This window comes from Candidatus Solirubrobacter pratensis, from assembly GCF_000425945.1.
In the GTDB taxonomy this organism is placed as follows: Bacteria; Actinomycetota; Thermoleophilia; order Solirubrobacterales; family Solirubrobacteraceae; genus Solirubrobacter; species Solirubrobacter pratensis.
The window spans coordinates 35,921-51,293 of the sequence record NZ_AUEK01000013.1; the positions used below are offsets into that span (position 1 = coordinate 35,921).

Here is a 15,373-nt window from a genome sequence, read left to right on the forward strand (position 1 = left end):
GCGCTTCGGGCTCGGCGCCTGAAACCTTCCTTGGTTACCCCCCAGGGGTATGCTAGGCTACGGCAACCGCGATACCCCCTCCCCGTATCACACACGAAGGAATCCGCATGTCGAATCAGTCCCCTCCTCCCCAGATCCCGTCCTCCGAGCCGCAGCTCACCTACCTGGTGGCGGGCATGACCTGCGACCACTGCACGCTCGCGGTGACCGAGGAGGTCACCAAGGTCGCCGGCGTCACCGCGATCGACATCGATCTCGCCACCAACCGCGTCCAGGTCCACGGCAGCGACGTCGACCCCGCGGCCGTCGTCGCCGCGATCGACGAGGCCGGCTACGACGCGGTGGCGGCATGAGCCCCTCCACGAAGCACTTCATCCGCCACTACGCCGAGATGGTCGTGGCGATGTTCCTTGGAATGGCCGTCCTCGGCGTCCCCGCCGGTTGGGCTATGAGCGCCGTGGGCACGAGCTGGCACGAGCTCCACACCGAGGCGCCCGCGCTGATGTTCCTGGGCATGGCCACGACGATGACCATCCCGATGGTCGGCTGGATGATGTACCGCGGCCACGGCTGGCGCGCCAACGCCGAGATGTCGGCCTCGATGTTCGTCCCGACCTTCGCCGTGATCGGCCTGCTGTGGGGCGAGCTGATGACCGACCTCGGCGCGCTGATGCTCATCGAGCACGTCGCGATGCTGCTGGCCATGGCCGGCGTGATGCTGCTGCGCCCGGCCGAGTACATCCCCCACCGCCGCGGACGCGACGTCGAGGCGACGGTGGCCGAGGGGGTGACCGCATGAACGCGCTGGCCAAGCTCGCCGGCTTCGCCGTCGTCGCTGCGCTGATCTTCGCCGGCGCGGCATTCGCGGGCAGCCAGCTCGACGTCCATCCGGGCAAGCCCGCGGCCGAGAAGGCCTTCAAGGCCGGCATGGGTGCGATGGCCGCCGACGGCGAAGGCCACGGCGCCGAGAAGATGGCGCCGCAGCCGGTGCGCGGCCTGGCGGTCAGCGACAAGGGCCTGACGCTCGAGCTCGCGCGGACCACCGCGCCGCGGGGCGAGCGCGTCGAGTTGGCGTTCCGGATCGTCGACCTCCGCGGGCAGACCGTGCGCGACTTCGGCGTCGAGCACACCAAGCGCATGCACTTGATCGTCGTGCGTCGCGACATGACCGGCTTCCAGCACCTGCACCCGACCGAGCAGCCCGACGGCACCTGGACGGTTCCCGTGGCCCTCGCCGACGCGGGCTCCTACCGCGTGTTCGCCGACTTCTCGGTCGACGACAGGCCGTACACCCTCGCCGGCGACCTCGTCGTCGACGGGACGCTGCGCTCCCAGAAGCTGCCGGCGCCGGTCCGAAGCGTCAACGTCGACGGCCTGCGCGTCTCCCTCACTGAGGGCGCGACCAAGGCGGGCGCCGAGTCCGAGCTCGCGTTCACCGTCACCCGCAACGGCAAGCCCGTCGCCATCCAGAACTACCTGGGCGCCAAGGGCCACCTCGTGGCGCTGCGCCAGGGCGACCTAGCGTTCCTGCACGTGCACCCCGACGAGAACCGCCTGAAATTCATGGCCACGTTCCCGACGGTCGGCTACCACCGCTTGTTCCTGCAGTTCAAGACCGCCGACGGCCGCCTGCACACCGCCGCGTTCACCCAGGAGGTGACCCGATGAGCACCACCGCGATCGAGCGCGTCGAGCTGCCCATCACCGGCATGACCTGCGCGTCGTGCGCCAACCGCATCGAGCGCAAGCTCAACAAGCTCGAGGGCGTCACCGCCACCGTCAACTACGCCACCGAGAAGGCCCGGGTCGAGTTCGACCCGGGCACCGTCGCCCCCGAGCGGCTCGTCGAGGCCGTCGAGGCGGCCGGCTACCAGGCCGCGCTGCCATCAACCGAGCCGGCCAGCGCCGGGGCGGCGGTGGAGCAGGACGACACCGTGGTGCTGCGCAACCGGCTGATCCTCGCCGCGGTGCTCTCCGTGCCGGCGCTGCTGATGGCGATGATCCCGGCGCTGCAGTTCGACAACTTCCAGTGGCTGTCGCTGAACCTCGTCACCCCGGTGGTGCTGTGGGCGGCGTGGCCCTTCCACAAGGCGGCCTGGGCCAACCTCAAGCACGGCGCGGCGACCATGGACACCCTCATCAGCGTCGGGACGCTGGCCGCATGGTTGTGGTCGCTGTACGCGCTGTTCCTCGGCGACGCCGGCATGAACGACATGCGCATGGCGTTCGACGTCATCCCCAACCCGGGCGAGGGCGCCGACCAGATCTACCTGGAGACCGCGGGCATCGTCACCACGTTCCTGCTCGCCGGCCGCTACTTCGAGGCCAAGGCCAAGCGCCGTGCCGGCGCCGCCCTGACCGCGCTGCTGGAGCTCGGCGCCAAGGACGTCGCCATCCTCGACGCCGACGGCAGCGAGCGCAGCGTACCCGTCGAGGAGCTCACCATCGGCGACCGCTTCGTCGTCCGTCCCGGCGAGAAGGTGGCCAGCGACGGCATCGTCGAGCAGGGCACCAGCGCCGTGGACATGAGCATGCTCACCGGCGAGTCGGTCCCCGTCGAGGTGGCACCGGGATCGGAGATCGCCGGCGCCACCGTCAACGCCGGCGGCCGCCTGATCGTCCGCGCCACCAAGGTCGGCGCCGACACCGCCCTGGCGCAGATCGCGCGGCTGGTCGAGGACGCCCAGACCGGCAAGGCGCCGGTCCAACGGCTCGCCGACCGCATCTCGGGCGTCTTCGTGCCGGTCGTCATCGTCCTGTCGCTCGCGACGCTCGGCTTCTGGTTGGGCACCGGCGAGAGCGCGAGCTTCGCGTTCACCGCCGCCGTCGCCGTGCTCATCATCGCCTGCCCGTGCGCGCTCGGGCTGGCCACCCCGACGGCGCTGATGGTCGGCACTGGCCGCGGCGCCCAGCTCGGCCTGCTGATCAAGGGCCCCGAGGTCCTCGAATCCACGCGCCGCGTCGACACCGTCGTGCTCGACAAGACCGGCACCGTGACCACCGGCAAGATGTCGCTGGTCGAGGTCACCGTCGCCGACGGCGTCGACCGCGACAAGGCGCTGCGCCTCGTCGGTGCGCTGGAGCACGCCTCCGAGCACCCGATCGCCCGGGCGATCGCCGCGGCGGCGGCGGCCGAGGGCGCGCTGCCGGCGGTCGAGGGCTTCACCAACCGCGGCGGCCTCGGCGTCGAGGGCGTCGTCGACGGCCACGCGCTGATCGTGGGACGCCCGGCGCTGCTGGCCGACTGGGCGATGCACCTCAGCCCCGAGCTCGACGCCGCCCGCAGGGCCGCCGAGGCCCGCGGGCAGCCCGCGATCGCCGCCGGCTGGGACGGCCACGCCACCGCCGTCTTCGTCGTCGCCGACACCGTCAAGGACAGCTCGGCCGAGGCCGTCGCGTCGCTCAAGGCGCTCGGCCTGCGCCCGGTGCTGCTCACCGGCGACAACGAGACCAGCGCCCGCGCCGTCGCCGCCGAGGTCGGCATCGACGAAGTCATCGCCGAGGTCCTCCCGGCCGACAAGGCCGACGTCATCCGCGGCCTGCAGGCCGAGGGCCGCGTCCTCGCGATGGTCGGCGACGGCGTCAACGACGCCCCCGCCCTGGCGCAAGCCGACCTCGGCCTGAGCATCGGCACCGGCACCGACGTCGCCATCGAAGCCTCCGACCTCACGCTCGTCTCCGGCGACCTGCGCGCCGCCGCCGACGCCATCCGCCTGTCGCGCGCGACGCTGCGCACGATCAAGCAGAACCTCGCCTGGGCGTTCGGCTACAACGTCGCCGCCATCCCACTCGCCGCGATCGGCCTGCTCAACCCGGTCATCGCCAGCCTCGCGATGGTGTTCTCCAGCATCTCCGTCGTCTCCAACGCGCTGCGCCTGCGCCGCTTCAAGGCGCAGCGCGACGCGGCGGGCGCCACGGCGGCCCCGGCACGCTCGAGCGCTCACCACACCGCGGCGATCGCGCAGCCCGGACGCTGACCTGCCCGGCGGGCGCGCCGACCCCCGCGCCCGCCGCCGGTCACTTCACCAACCCGACGAGGACTCGATTCCATGAACCGCGAGCACTACAAGAGGGCGTCGTCAACGGCGGCAGCCAGGCGGGCCCGGCGGTCGCCTATCGCGTTGCGCGAACGGGAGCAGTCCGGTTGAGCCCAGCCGACGAGAGTGCGGCCACGAACGGCGGCACAAACGACCTCCGGGATCCGACCCCGAAGAGACCCGGCGCCGCGACGCGGGATTTGGCTCTGCGCCGTGCCGCCGAGCCGCCGCAAAGCCCTCGCGCGCTGACACGCGCGAAGAGTTCGAGACGCTCGACGAAGCCCGCGCCACGATCGGCGCCTACGTCGAGCGCTACCACCACCGACCCCACTCACGGCTGGCCTACCGCACCCCACGCGAGGTCGCCGCCACCTGGCAGGATCACGACGACCAGCTAACCCCAGGGGCCTGACCTGACAACGCCGACCGGGTCCACGCCACTGACCGCGACCGGGGGAGCGTCCGCAGCTAAGCGTTTATCGCCGCGAAGTCGCGATCGGTGACCACGTCGGGAGGGAACAGCCAGTGACCTTGGACGCGGCGGAAGTCGGCGAGCTCGATGCCACCGGCGAGCCGCGGGCCGCGCATTCCCTGCGCATGGTGCCGGTGGCAGGACGCGCAGCCCACGCCGCGGAGCAAGAACGCCTGCTGCCCCGCGGCGGCGGGGTCGGTCCCTCGCGCCGGCGCCACCTCGAGCCGCGCGACTCCGCGCGGCATCGCCGCAGCGTCGCGAGTCGGGGGTAATGGTTCGGCAAGGCCGCACTCAGGCCGCCCGGTGGGCGAGCCGGGCGCGGCCAGCCGGCATCCGCGCCGGGTGCAGCGCAGCGAGGGCGTAGCCCGCGACGGCGATGACGGCGATCTCGACGAACAGCGCGGCGAGGCCCAGCGGCTCGCTCCAGTTACCGACGTCGCCGTGGGCCTGCGGCAGCCCGGTGGTGCGGGTCAGCGTGAAGCCTGCGATGGCCGACGCGGGCAGGACGATCGCCGCCAGCCAGGCCTCGCGGACGTTGGCCCGCAGCAGCGTCGCGGCGACGACCAGGCACGAGATCATCAAGCCGACGTACATCCACCCCATGTACGGGGTCTCGTGGAACTTCGAGATCGAGTCCAGCAGGTGGATCAGTGCGATCCCGGCGAGTCCGACGGCCGCGGCGGTGCGCGCAGCGATCTCGCGCGCCAGCCGGCCGAGCTCGGCGGCGGAGGATTCGTTGGACGGGTTCATGGTCCCAGTGTCGGTGTCGAGCGTCAACGGAGAGGCATCGCTTCGGCAAAGCCTTGGTCAAGGTTTGCCGAGGGCCTCCTACGATCGATCCGTGGCTCGTGTGCTGCTCGTCGAGGACGACCATGACATCGCGGAGCCGCTCGCCCAGGCGCTGCAGCGGGAAGGCTACGACGTGGTGACCGCGGGAGACGGCGAGGTGGCGCTCAGCGCTTTGGTCGACGCGCCGCCCGACCTGCTCATCCTCGACATCGGCCTGCCGGGCATCGACGGCCTTCAAGTCTGCCGCCGCGTGCGCGAACTGCGCCCGCTGGTGCCGATCCTGATGCTGACCGCGCGCGACGGCGAGCTGGAGACGATCGCGGGTCTCGACGCGGGCGCCGACGACTACGTGGCCAAGCCATTCGGACTCTCGGTGCTTCTGGCGCGCGTGCGCGCCATGCTGCGACGCGGCGCGCCCGCGGAGCTGACCGCTGCCGACGTCCGCGTCGACGAATCCTCGCGGCGGGCCTGGCGCGGCGAGCGCGAGCTCGATCTCTCGCCCAAGGAGTTCGACCTGCTCGCACTGCTGGTCCGCGAGGCCGGCAACGCGGTCGCACGCGAGCGGATCATGGACGAGGTCTGGGACGTCAACTGGTTCGGCTCCACCAAGACGCTCGACATGCACATGTCCTGGCTGCGGCGCAAGCTCGGCGAGCCGCCGTTGATCTCGACCGTTCGCCGCATCGGGTTCCGCTTCGAGCGCTGATGCGGCGACGCCTGATCGCGACGACCGCCCTGATCGCGCTGGCGGCGATCCTCGTGCTCGGCATCCCGCTCGGCCTCGTCGAGAGCGCGCGCGCCCGCAGTGACGCTCTGGGACGCCTGGAGCGCGAGGCCGATGCGATCGCCGCGGCGATCGACGATCGCCCAGGAAGCATCCGCGGCGTCGACGCGACGGTGCTCTCGCCCTGGTTGCGATCCGGGCACGCGGCGGTCATCACGGCCGGCGGGGCGCGGTTGCGCGTCGGGCAGGTGTCGAAGGGCGGTGTGCTGTCCGCGCGCTCCGGCGCCACGCAGGGCGTCCGCGTGACGGTCTTCGCGTCGGCCGGCGAGGTCACCCACCGGCAGCGGCAGGTGTGGCTGCTGGTCGGCGGCCTGGCCGTCGTCGGCACGGCGGCGGCCGCCGGCCTCGCGGTCCTGCAGGCCCGGCGGTTCACGCGGCCGCTCCGTCAGCTGGTCGCGACGTCCGCGCGGCTCGGTGCCGGTGACTTCTCGGCGCGCACCGGGCGGCTCGACCTGCCCGAGCTCGACCACGTCGCGGCGACGCTCGACGCCGCCGCCGTGCAGATCGCGCAGCTCGTCGGACGCCAGCGCGAGTTCGCGGCGAACGTCTCGCATCAGCTGCGCACGCCACTGACCGCCATGCGCCTGCGGCTCGACTCGCTCTCGGCGCTCGACCATCCGCTCGCCGTCCGCGCGCAGCTCGAGGCCGCCCTGCGCGTCGCCGACCGGCTTGAGCGCACCGTGACCGACCTGCTCGAGCTCGCGCGCGCGGGCGACATCGGACGGCCGCGCGACATCGACCTCGCCGACCTCGCCCGCCGGCACGCGACCGCCTGGCAGCCGGTCTACGCCCACGCCGCGCGGAGGCTCAGCGTCCAGGTCGAGGCGTCGCTGCCCGCGCGGGTCAGCCCGGGCGGCGTCGCCCAGGCACTCGACGTCCTGCTCGAGAACGCGATCGCCCACGGGGCCGGCACGACTCACCTGCATGCCGCGGTCGCAAGCGGCCGCACCGTCCTCGCCGTGGAGGACCAGGGCGCCGGCGTCGCGGAGGGGCTCGAGGAGTCGATCTTCGACCGCCACGTCTCGACTGCCGGCTCGACCGGCCTGGGGCTCCCGCTCGCGCGCGCGCTCGTCGAGGCCGACGGCGGCCGGCTGATTCTCGCGCGCGCCCGCCCCGCCCGGTTCGAGATCGTCATCCCGCGACCGCGGACATCTCCGTCGAAGGATGTGGGAAACCCGCACTGAGTCCGCGCCGGAACCCGGACGGAGCCGCCCCTGATTGCCCGTGGAATGGCTGCGTGTTCCAAGCCACCGCAGTCAAGGAGAAGACGGAGATGTGCAAGCTGCTCCGTTACGGCGGCGTCGGCGCCAGACGACACGCTCGAGCCGCGGTCGACCCGCGCGCCGGCGAGCGCGAGGTAGTAGTCGGCCTGGCCGCTCGGCGAGCTTCCCGATCGACAGCATCGGCTATCTGAACAGCCATCAAGACGCGCGCCATGGCCACCGGCATCCGGAGGATGCAACTGTGTGCCCGCTCTTGATACCGGAGGACGCGTCAAGAAGATAAGCTTCGGCCCGCGATCTCAGCGGCTCCGTCGCGGGCGTCAAGCCCATGCGTTGACGCGGATCCCGCGCGGCGCATACTCCAGCGCGGCGCTTCTTGTCAGGCCGAGCACGCCGTGCTTGGTGGCGTGATAGGCAGCGCGGCCGGCGCCGCCGACGAGGCCGCCGAGCGACGAGCAGTTGACGATGGCGCCGCTGCCTTGCGCGCGCATTTGGCGCAGCTCGTGCTTCATGCACGCCCAGACGCCGCGCAGGTTGATTGCCGTAACGCGGTCGAAGCTCTCCGCCGGCTCATCGGCGGCGTCGGCGAGCGGGAGCATGATCCCGGCGTTGTTGAAGGCCATGTCCAGCCGACCGAACTCAGCGACGGTGCGGTCCACCAGCGCGGCCACCTGATCCTCGTCGGCGACGTCGCAGTTCACGGCGAGCGCTCGGTGCCCAGCGGTGGTCAGTTCGTCCGTCGCGGCATGCAGCCCCTGCACGTTGACGTCGGCAAGCACGACCGCGGCGCCGGCTGCGGCGAACGCGCGGGCGGTGTCGAGGCCCATGCCGGCGCCGGCGCCGGTGACGACTGCGACTTGGCCGGTGAAGTCATAGGTCGGCTTCATGCGGACCGCCCGCCGCTGTACTGCTCGTCGCTGACGTGCTCGCCCCACGTGACCGGGCTGCCCGACTGGTCGTTCTGCTGCATGGCGAGGTGGACCATGAAGCGGTTCGCCGTCGCGCCGTGCCAGTGGTTTTCGCCCGGCTCGAAGAAGACCCGGTCGCCGGGTCGGATCTCTTCGATCGGACCGCCTTCGCGTTGGCAGAGGCCGACGCCCTCGGTGACGAAGATGGTCTGGCCGTGCGGGTGGGTGTGCCAGGCGGTGCGGGCGCCGGGCGTGAAATGGACGCTCGCGGCCGCGAACGTGGAGGTCGCCTCAGGGGCGGCGACGGCGTCGATGTAGACGTCGCCGGTGAACCAGTCGGCGGGGCCCTTCTGCGTCTGGACTGCGCTGCGAGTGATCTGCATATCGCTGTATTCCTTGTGAATTGGGGTGTCTAAGCGGACGCGCGCACAGGCCTGCCGGCGTCTGACGCGGTGAAATCTGCTGTAGGCGGGACATCGTCAACGCTCGGTGTGGCCGCGGCGCGCCGCGGGCGGCCCATCAGCGTCACCAGGAGCGCCAGCACGAGGAAGGCGGCCGCGGCGGTCAACGCCGCCGAGACGCGATCGGCCAACAGCTCGCGCGGTCCGTCGCCCGCGGCGCCTGCTGCGTCGAAGACGGTGACGAGGATGCCGAGCCCGAGAGCGCCGCCGAGGTGATGCGCCACGTTGACCAGGCCGGTGACGAAGAGCGCGATGAGCAGCGTGCCGAGCGTCAGAGCGAGGACGGTGGTGTGGTCCCCCCAGCCGGCGTCGGCGGAGTGGACGATGCCGAGCACCAGCGCCGCGGCTCCGAAGGTCGAGCTCAGCGCTCCCGGGACGTCGAGTCGGCCGGCGCGCTGAACGGACTCGTCCAGGTAGCGGGGCGCAGCAACGATCGCCGCCAGGCCGATCGGCACGTTGAGCAAGAAGCCGTAGCGCCACGACAGCGTCTGGGTCAGCGCGCCACCGATGAGGAGGCCGGCAGCGGTGCCGATGCCGGCCAGCGCGCCGTAGGCGGCCATCGCGCGCGAGCGCTGCTCGCCCTCGGGGAAGCTCGTCGACAGCAGTGCGAGCGTCGATGGCGCCAGGGTGGCGGCGCCGATGCCCTGCACGGCGCGGGCGGCGATCATCCAGGCCGGCGACTGCGCCAGGCCCACGGACAGCGAGGCGGCAGTGAACACGGCGATGCCGAGCATGAAGGTGCGCCGGCGCCCGAGCAGGTCACCGGCGCGGGCGCCGAGCAGCAGCAGGCCGCCGAACGTCAGGGTGTAGGCGTTCTGCGCCCACGAAAGGCTGGTATCGCTGAAGCCCAGGTCGGCGCGGATACTTGGAAGCGCTGCCATCAGGATCGAGACGTCGATCAGGACCAGCAGGTAGCCGGCGAGGATGATCGCCAGCACCACGCCCCGCCGTTGGCGGCGCTCGCTCACGCGCCGGCCTGGCAGCGGGGCACAAGTCGCAGCGCCGGCGCGCGCGCCTGCGGCGCGACCATCGGCTCGACGTAGCCCTGTGTAGCGGCCGTACTTCTCACGGAACGCGGCATCTACGGCGTCATTGACCCCGTCATCGGCGTCTCGGAGAGCAACGTCGTGGCTGACGCCACCGGCAGTGATGTGTCCTTCGCCGCTGACCCGCGCGGCGCGATACCAGCGGCCGCCGTTCCCGCGCCAGGAGCGCACGTAGAGCTCGTCGCCGACGCGCACGGCCCAGATGGGCACCGCGCGGCGCAGCGCGCCGTCCTTGCCGCGCGGCGCGACGTAGAGCTCGTCGGCGTTGCCGATCCGGTCGAGCTCGTTGGTCGTCCAGCTAGGTTCGGTCATCGCGTTCGGTCCTCGCTCAGGCGGTCTGGCCGCCGTCGACGACCATCGCATGACCGACCGTGAACGCGGCTTCCTCAGAGCACAGCCACAGCACGGCGGCGGCGATCTCCTCGGGGCGGCCCATGCGGCCGATCGGCTCCTGGGCAATGACGGCGGCGCGGCCTTCATCGCTGTCGCCGGTGAAGCGGCGCATCATCTCGGTGTCGATGATCCCGGGGCAGATCGCGTTGAGATGCGGATGCCCTGGTCGGCGTAGTCGAGCGCGGCCGACTTGGTGAGGCCGATGACGCCGTGCTTGGTCGCCGCGTAGGCGGCATTGCCGGCAAAGCCCTTCACGCCGGCGCCTGAGGAGGTGTTGACGATCGCGCCGCCGCCGCGGTCGAGCATCAGCTCGACCTCGTACTTCATGGCGATGAACACGCCACGGAGGTTGATCGCGACCAGGCGGTCCCATTCGTCGTCGGTGATCTCGTGAGTCGGCTTGATCGCCTGCTCGATACCGGCGTTGTTGAAGGCGATGTCGAGACGGCCGAAGCGCTCGACCGCGGCGTCGAGCGCCGCCCTGATGTCCTCGGCGCGCGTGACGTCGCAGGTCACGGCGAGCGCCTGCCCGCCGGCCTGCTCGATCAGCCGCGCCGTCTCGCAGTTGCCGTCAGCGGCGACGTCGGCGACGACGACGCTCGCGCCTTCGCGGGCGAACGCACGCGCCGTGGCGCGGCCGATGCCGCTCGTCGCCCCGGTGATGAGGGCGACTTTCCCGTCGAAGCGGCTCATGGACGCAACAGCACCTTGATCGCCTCGCGCTGGTCCATCGCGCGGTAGCCGTCGGCCGCCTCTTCGAGCGGAAGCTCCACGTCGAAGACCTTGCCCGGGTCGATCTCGCGCTTCCAGATGAGGTCGATCAGGTCGGGCAGAAAGCGACGCACCGGGGCGGGGCCTCCGTGGACGTGTGCGAGGCTCCAGAACAGGTCCATGCCGTCGATCGCGACCCCGTGGGCGACGCCGACGAAGCCGACGTGGCCGCCCGGACGCACGGCGTGCAGCGCCTGGTTCATCGACTCCTGCGTGCCGACGGCCTCTACGACGGAGTGGGCGCCGAGGCCGTCGGTGAGCTCCTTGATCGCCGCGACGCCCTCGTCGCCGCGGGCTTCGACGATGTCGGTCGCGCCGAACTCGCGGGCGAGGCGCTGGCGGCTCTCGTGGCGGCTCATGGCGATGATCCGCTCGGCGCCGAGCTGCTTGGCCGCCAGGACTGAGAGCAGGCCGACCGCTCCATCGCCGACCACCGCGACGGTCTTTCCCGGGCCGGCCTCGGCCGCCACCGCTCCGAACCAGCCGGTGCCGAGCACGTCGGAGGCCGACAGCAGGCTCGGGACGAGGTCGTCGGACGGCATGTCGGGCGTGGCGATCAGCGTGCCGTCTGCCAATGGGACCCGCAGCAGGTCGGCCTGGGCGCCCAGCGCGCCCATCGGTACCCGGTTCACGCACGCGCTCTGATAGCCGGCAAGACAGATCGGGCACGTGTTGTCGGTGGCCCAGAACGAGCCGACGACGAACTGGCCCGGCTTGACAGTCGTGACGGCGTCGCCGACTTCTTCGACGATGCCGGCGTACTCGTGGCCCATCGGCATCGGCCACATCGAGTCCTCGATGCCGATGCCGCGGTAGGGCCACAGGTCCGAGCCGCACACGCAGGCGGCCGACACGCGGATGATCGCGTCGCTCGGCTCGACGATCTGCGGTGCTTCGCGTTCCTCGACCCGGACCTCGCCCGGGCCGTGCATCACTGCGCCGCGCATCAGGCGGGCACCTTCGCGTCCTCGTGGGCCAGGCTGGTCGACAGTTCGCGGTGCGCGTCGACCTGCGCCAGCAGCAGACGCGCCTTCTGCTCGACACCGCCGACGACGTCCTTGCCGGCCGCCCAGCGCAGCGGCGGCTCACTGGAGTCGGCGAGCTGGACGAGCGCCCGGGCGAGCTTGGCCGGGTCGCCGGCCTGCGTGCCGTTCATCGAGGCCCAGAAGGCGTTGATCTCGGCTCGTGCCTGGTCGTAGTCGTCGATCGACAGCTCGCCGAAGGTGGTCGACTCGGGCGTCAGCAGCTCGGTGCGGAAGAAGCCGGGCTCCACGATCATGGAGCGGATCCCGAACGGCTCGATCTCGCCGGCCAGGCTCTCCATCCAGCCCTCCAGGGCGAACTTCGACGCCGCGTAGGCCGAGCCGGAGGGGCTGCCGATCACGCCGGCGCCGGAGGAGATCGAAATCACCATGCCGGAGTGCCGGCGGCGCATCACCGGCAGCACCGCCCGGGTCAACGTCATCGGGCCGAAGAGGTTGGTCTCGATCTGCGAGCGCACCTGCTCGGTGGTGAGCTCCTCGAAGAAGCCGGTGAGGAAGCTGCCGGCGTTGTTGAGCAGCACGTCGATACGGCCGAAGCGCTCCACGGCAGCGCTCACGGCGCCCTCGGCCTTGTGGACATCCGTCACATCAAGCGTGGTCACGAGCAGGTTCTCGTGCACGCCGACGGCCGAGCGCACGGTGTCGGGGTTGCGGCCGGTAGCCACGACGTTATGGCCGGCGGCCAGGGCCGCGCGGGCGAACTCGACGCCCATGCCGCGACCGGCGCCGGTGATAAGCCAAGTCTTCGTCATGGCCTGGACGGTAGATCCGCACATCGCTCGCAAAGAGGTGCTGTGAGCCCCCCTCAGCGCCGCCGCGGCCCGCGCTCGGCAACGCCCGCGAGCTAGGCTCGGCGCGTGGATCGCCGGCACGAGATCCGTGAGTTCCTCATGTCGCGCCGGGCGCGGGTAACGCCCGAGCAGGCGGGCCTATACGTGCTCGACGGTGACGTTCGACGGGTACCGGGGCTGCGCCGCGAGGAGGTGGCCGATCTCGCCGGCGTGAGCGCGGACTACTACACCCAGCTTGAGCGCGGGAACGTCGACGGAGCGTCTGACAGCGTGCTCAACGCCATCGCGCGCGCCCTGCGCCTCGACGACGCCGAACGGCTGCATCTCTTCGATCTCGCCAGGCCGGACGCGGCCACACGCCTGACGTCGTCGCGCGGCCTGATCCGCCCAAGCGTGCAGCGAACCCTCGACGCGTTCACCGGCGGCATGGCGCTCGTGCGCAACCGGCGATGGGACTACCTCGCGACCAATGCGCTGGGCCGCGCGGTGTATGCCGAGATCTTCGACGGCCAGACCGGACCGCCGAACCACGTCCGCTACGTGTTTCTCGACGACCGCGCCCGCACGTTCTTCGTCGACTGGCCGGCCGTGGCACACGACACGGCTCGCATCCTGCGCTCCGAAACAGGACGAGACCCGCACGACCCCGGACCCGCGGACCTCATCGAGGAGCTCTCCCAGACCAGCGCCGAGTTCCGGGCCATCTGGGCACAGCACGATGTGCGACTCCCGGCAGCGGGCCTGCACCGGTTCCAGCACCCGCTCGTGGGCATGCTCGACCTCGTCTTCGAGGCCGCCGAACTGCGGGCAGACCCCGGCCTGACGCTCCTGCTAGCCACCGCGAATCACGGGTCGCCGACCGAAACGGCGCTGCGCCGACTCGCGGCGATGACCGCACGCGTCAAGTGACGAGGCTGACCGGTGCCTGGCCCTGGGACGAACCGCCCGACTGCTCCTTTGAGGCAGACATATCGGCCCGTTCTGGCGCCCGCGCATAGCGCGGCGGCTCCGACGACGCCGCCAACCGCGCCACCGTTCGCCGATTGATCCCCAACCGCGCCGCGATCTCCCGCTGCGAGACACCGTCCGCGGCCAACGCCCGCACCTGAGCCCACTCCATCGCGCTGCGCACCTCCTCGCCGCCCTCCCCGAACTCGTCGACAGACGACCCCAAGGCTCACGGCCAGACCGGCGCCACCCCACCGCGCGGTGGCGCACTATTGGCTTCCCAGAAGTGGCGCACTATTGGGCTCCCGGCGTCACTTGTCGGCGAAGAACGGCACGAGATGCACGCGCAAATGTGCCTCGACGGTCTCGACGTGCGACTTCGCGCGCCCGCGTGCCTCCAACTGCTCGACAAACGCTTGCCCGGCGCGCGCGATCGTGATCCCGGGGTCCGGCACCATCGGCGCTGCCGCCATGGCCGTCATCAGCTCGCGGAGGCGTCTCTCCGCCTGGCTGCGCGTGAGGCCGTCGCTTGATCCTGGACGGCGGACCGGGCCGAGGCGTCGATTGGTATGCGCCCCGGCCGACGTGGGCCGGCGCCCGTAGTAGCTGCCGTGCTTGATGTAGACCCTGCCGGCGCCGTTGGCTCGACGAGTTCGGGACATGCCTGACGGCTAGGCAGGGTTGCCGAAAGCTCGCCCCCGGCGCAACACGAAACTTTCCCCGCGCTTGCCCCACGGCTACCGCAAGCAGGACGAGCGAAACGCGAAAGGCCCCGCGATGCAGGGCCTTTCGAGGGGTGAGCGACGGGATTCGAACCCGCGACCGCCGGGACCACAACCCGGAGCTCTACCAACTGAGCTACGCCCACCAAGCGCTGCCCGGAGTCTAGCGGCGGGTGCGCTCCCGGGGCGGTCGCGTGATGTCCGACGCGGCCCGGCGCCAGGACTGGAGCCCGCGCGCCCACATGGGCCGTTGCCGGTTGGGAACCCCGACTTCGGGTAGCAGGACCCGGGTGACGTCACTCGCCGGCACCACGCCCTCCGAGGCGCTCGATGCGATCGCGGGGGCCGCGGCGGAGGGCTTGGTCCTCCAGCACCGGCTCGATCCGCCGCTCGTGCGGCTGTGGAGCGGGGCATGAAGAATGAGCGCCTCTCCCCCGCCTGGAGCTTCGAGGGCAGCGACGACGAGGTGGCCAAGCACGACGCCACGATCGCCGCGCTGGAGCCGCCGTACGCGTCCGCGCTGGAGGTCGGCTGCTCGAGCGGCCCGCTGACCGAGCGGCTCGCCGAGCGCTGCGAGCGCCTGCTGGCGATCGACGTCGCGGACACCGCACTCGCCCGTGCCCGCGCGCGTGTGCCGCACGTGACCTTCGAGCGCCGCGAGATCCCCGAGGAGTGGCCGGACGGCGCGTTCGACCTGATCGTCTGCTGCGAGATCCTCTGCGGCCTCGACGAGCCCGCGCTCGAGCGGACGCTCGAGCAGATCGAGCGCACGCTCGTCCCCACGGGCAGCCTGCTCGCGGTCCACCGGCGCCACCAGGCCCATCGCCACCCGCTGCTCGGCGACGACGTGCATGAGCACCTCGGTCGCCTCGGCTGGCCCGCCACCGTCGAGCTGCGCACGCCGGAATACCTCCTCCACCGCTTCGATCGCCCGTGAGGCTCGTGAACGCCGGAGGCGGACCGCCTAGCGGGCTGAGCACGCCTG

Annotated in this window: 17 protein-coding genes, 1 tRNA gene and 2 pseudogenes; 9 read left to right on the plus strand and 11 right to left on the minus strand. The window is 71.6% G+C overall.

The genetic code is table 11. The features are described 5' to 3' along the window. Positions 1–107 precede the first annotated feature (107 nt). The 4 genes from H958_RS0119790 to H958_RS38875 are packed head-to-tail and all read left to right on the plus strand — an operon-like array spanning position 108 to position 3,977. The gene (locus H958_RS0119790) at positions 108–353 is read left to right on the plus strand and encodes a heavy-metal-associated domain-containing protein (protein ID WP_037410891.1); all 246 of its coding nucleotides are present in this window, start codon (positions 108–110) and stop codon (positions 351–353) included. Then, positions 350–799: a hypothetical protein gene (locus tag H958_RS38870; RefSeq protein ID WP_051324553.1), complete on the plus strand. Its 450-nt coding sequence runs from the start codon at positions 350–352 to the stop codon at positions 797–799. The genes H958_RS0119790 and H958_RS38870 overlap by 4 nt, the downstream gene beginning before the upstream one ends. Continuing rightward, a complete protein-coding gene (locus H958_RS0119800; RefSeq protein WP_028059929.1) occupies positions 796–1,668 on the plus strand; it encodes a hypothetical protein in 873 nt (290 codons plus the stop codon). The genes H958_RS38870 and H958_RS0119800 overlap by 4 nt, the downstream gene beginning before the upstream one ends. Further along, positions 1,665–3,977, plus strand: a complete 2,313-nt coding sequence (locus H958_RS38875) for a heavy metal translocating P-type ATPase (protein WP_051324554.1) — start codon at positions 1,665–1,667, stop codon at positions 3,975–3,977. The genes H958_RS0119800 and H958_RS38875 overlap by 4 nt, the downstream gene beginning before the upstream one ends. A gap of 528 nt (positions 3,978–4,505) precedes the next feature. On the opposite strand, the gene H958_RS0119810 is transcribed toward H958_RS38875, so the two are convergent. Further along, on the minus strand, positions 4,506–4,754 hold the full coding sequence (locus tag H958_RS0119810) for a hypothetical protein (protein WP_028059930.1): 249 nt from the start codon (positions 4,752–4,754) through the stop codon (positions 4,506–4,508). Positions 4,755–4,800: 46 nt separating this feature from the next. After that, on the minus strand, positions 4,801–5,259 hold the full coding sequence (locus tag H958_RS38880) for a hypothetical protein (protein ID WP_051324555.1): 459 nt from the start codon (positions 5,257–5,259) through the stop codon (positions 4,801–4,803). A 91-nt stretch (positions 5,260–5,350) separates the two neighbouring features. On the opposite strand from H958_RS38880, the gene H958_RS0119820 reads away from it, so the two are divergent. Both H958_RS0119820 and H958_RS43710 read left to right on the plus strand, forming a co-directional pair. Continuing rightward, positions 5,351–6,004 (plus strand): response regulator transcription factor, encoded by a 654-nt coding sequence (locus H958_RS0119820; protein ID WP_028059931.1) that lies wholly within the window; start codon positions 5,351–5,353, stop codon positions 6,002–6,004. Continuing rightward, complete coding sequence (locus H958_RS43710) at positions 6,004–7,266, plus strand: HAMP domain-containing sensor histidine kinase (protein ID WP_051324556.1); 1,263 nt, start codon at positions 6,004–6,006, stop codon at positions 7,264–7,266. The genes H958_RS0119820 and H958_RS43710 overlap by 1 nt, the downstream gene beginning before the upstream one ends. Before the next feature lie 368 nt (positions 7,267–7,634). On the opposite strand, the pseudogene H958_RS38890 reads toward H958_RS43710, so the two are convergent. The 6 genes and pseudogenes from H958_RS38890 to H958_RS0119855 form a co-directional block, all read right to left on the minus strand. Beyond that, a pseudogene (locus H958_RS38890) lies at positions 7,635–8,192 on the minus strand (SDR family NAD(P)-dependent oxidoreductase); the annotation flags it as partial. After that, entirely contained in the window at positions 8,189–8,596 is a 408-nt protein-coding gene (locus tag H958_RS0119835; protein ID WP_028059932.1) for a (R)-mandelonitrile lyase, read from the minus strand. The pseudogene H958_RS38890 and the gene H958_RS0119835, both read right to left, overlap by 4 nt. Before the next feature lie 29 nt (positions 8,597–8,625). After that, positions 8,626–10,032, minus strand: coding sequence for an MFS transporter (locus tag H958_RS43715; RefSeq protein WP_051324557.1), 1,407 nt, complete (start codon positions 10,030–10,032; stop codon positions 8,626–8,628). 16 nt (positions 10,033–10,048) lie between these two features. Next, a pseudogene (locus tag H958_RS38900) lies at positions 10,049–10,806 on the minus strand (SDR family oxidoreductase). Next, positions 10,803–11,831, minus strand: coding sequence for a zinc-dependent alcohol dehydrogenase family protein (locus H958_RS0119850; RefSeq protein ID WP_028059933.1), 1,029 nt, complete (start codon positions 11,829–11,831; stop codon positions 10,803–10,805). The pseudogene H958_RS38900 and the gene H958_RS0119850 overlap by 4 nt, the downstream one beginning before the upstream one ends. Next, entirely contained in the window at positions 11,831–12,679 is an 849-nt protein-coding gene (locus tag H958_RS0119855) for an SDR family oxidoreductase (RefSeq protein ID WP_028059934.1), read from the minus strand. Before H958_RS0119855 ends, H958_RS0119850 begins: the two co-directional genes overlap by 1 nt. A gap of 183 nt (positions 12,680–12,862) precedes the next feature. On the opposite strand from H958_RS0119855, the gene H958_RS38905 reads away from it, so the two are divergent. After that, positions 12,863–13,627, plus strand: a complete 765-nt coding sequence (locus H958_RS38905; RefSeq protein ID WP_231379316.1) for a helix-turn-helix domain-containing protein — start codon at positions 12,863–12,865, stop codon at positions 13,625–13,627. On the opposite strand, the gene H958_RS49130 is transcribed toward H958_RS38905, so the two are convergent. The 3 genes from H958_RS49130 to H958_RS0119875 form a co-directional block, all read right to left on the minus strand. Then, positions 13,620–13,838, minus strand: coding sequence for a helix-turn-helix domain-containing protein (locus H958_RS49130; RefSeq protein ID WP_407641159.1), 219 nt, complete (start codon positions 13,836–13,838; stop codon positions 13,620–13,622). The two genes, H958_RS38905 and H958_RS49130, sit on opposite strands and share 8 nt — an antisense overlap. Positions 13,839–13,977: 139 nt before the next feature. Continuing rightward, entirely contained in the window at positions 13,978–14,148 is a 171-nt protein-coding gene (locus tag H958_RS46500) for a hypothetical protein (protein WP_156028096.1), read from the minus strand. A gap of 313 nt (positions 14,149–14,461) precedes the next feature. Further along, positions 14,462–14,534: transfer RNA gene (locus H958_RS0119875), tRNA-His, on the minus strand. 144 nt (positions 14,535–14,678) lie between these two features. On the opposite strand from H958_RS0119875, the gene H958_RS48770 reads away from it, so the two are divergent. Together H958_RS48770 and H958_RS38915 are read left to right on the plus strand one after the other, a co-directional pair. Beyond that, positions 14,679–14,804 carry a hypothetical protein gene (locus tag H958_RS48770; RefSeq protein ID WP_255325438.1) on the plus strand — a complete coding sequence of 42 codons (126 nt, stop codon included), beginning with the start codon at positions 14,679–14,681 and terminating at the stop codon, positions 14,802–14,804. Next, positions 14,801–15,325, plus strand: coding sequence for a class I SAM-dependent DNA methyltransferase (locus tag H958_RS38915; RefSeq protein ID WP_051324558.1), 525 nt, complete (start codon positions 14,801–14,803; stop codon positions 15,323–15,325). The genes H958_RS48770 and H958_RS38915 overlap by 4 nt, the downstream gene beginning before the upstream one ends. Positions 15,326–15,373: the final 48 nt, after the last annotated feature.